Consider the following 1,169-nt stretch of genomic DNA (forward strand, 5'->3'; position numbering starts at 1 on the left):
CGTCCAGTCCGCTGCGCGCCGCCGTGCCTCGGGAATACGGCGTTACCCGGCATTTCGCCTGACGTCAATTTCCACAGGAAACGGCATAGAGCCCGAAAAATGGGCAGTCAGTTGTTTTCGCTATTATGTAACTGAACCACTTAAACGCTAAGATTTCGATATCGGCCAGTAGCCGCCTTTCGTCGTATCGAGCCTCCAGCGTCATAGTAAACCGGGAGAAGTTTTTTGTATGATGGGTTCTATGCTAGGTAACGCGATGGTCATCAGCCTAGTGCTGCCGCTAGTTCAAGTAGCAGGCTTCTGGTATGTTTGGCGAGAGAAGATTACAAGCCCTTGGTGGTTTGCCTCGATAAGCTTACTCGGGATGTACGTGATAAAGCCTGTGTGTGTCAGTTCGACCTTCTCCAATATCGGCGGCACAGGAAATGTCTCAGACACATCTGGCAGTACAGTGAATCCACTCGCGATGCACTACATCGGGGCGACTTTGATTGGCGTCATCGTTGCGACAGCCATGCTGTGGGGACTGCGGAAATTCTTCGGAAATTGAAGGCTTTGCGTCAGTCTACTCCGCTTGCCTTCGGCCAATAGCTGACACATGCTTTAAACTCCCGGCATTCAAAATGCATTGCTAAAAAGGAAATAATATGAGCACAGGACCAGCAATTCCTTTTCTAGTAGTTGTTCCCGGCAGTACGCATGATTTCTCCTCTATTTATGCAATAGCCGCAGCCTACGCTCACTCAGGTGGTTTGCTTAACAACCATGCAGCTCAAACTGAACGATTAGAGTTCGCATTTCCAGCGATGGTCTGCTCTAGTTTTGCCATTGAACTATTTCTAAAGTTTTTTTAACTCTCGACAACTCAGATAATCCTACTGCGCCCCAAAATGACCGGCAGGGACACTATTTGCAAAAACTATGGGAACGAATAAACCCTGACCATCAGAATCTCATCGTCAGCATGTCAATTGGTGCGACAATTGACATCGATACATATCGCAGCGGAGGCTTACACTCGCCAGCTTCCGGCCAAAAGAAGATAGGGAAATGAGAATTCTGGGCTTAAAACTAATTGTTTAGATTCGTGTGATTATGCACCTTTCCGTAGCTGGCCCCTCTTCAAGGCACGGCACGTTTTGAGTACACTTATCCATCCCAACGATTCG

At 48.1% G+C, this 1,169-nt stretch carries 2 protein-coding genes; both read left to right on the plus strand.

Annotation, left to right across the window (positions count from 1 at the left end; genetic code table 11):
• Nucleotides 1-229: 229 nt before the first annotated feature.
• On the plus strand, nucleotides 230-550 hold the full coding sequence (locus tag H7U20_RS11565; RefSeq protein ID WP_199759301.1) for a hypothetical protein: 321 nt from the start codon (nucleotides 230-232) through the stop codon (nucleotides 548-550).
• Nucleotides 551-647: 97 nt separating this feature from the next.
• Nucleotides 648-854: a hypothetical protein gene (locus H7U20_RS11570; protein WP_199759302.1), complete on the plus strand. Its 207-nt coding sequence runs from the start codon at nucleotides 648-650 to the stop codon at nucleotides 852-854.
• Nucleotides 855-1,169 lie beyond the last annotated feature (315 nt).

Origin of the sequence: Rugamonas violacea, from assembly GCF_016461825.1 — a bacterium.
In the GTDB taxonomy this organism is placed as follows: Bacteria; Pseudomonadota; Gammaproteobacteria; order Burkholderiales; family Burkholderiaceae_D; genus Rugamonas.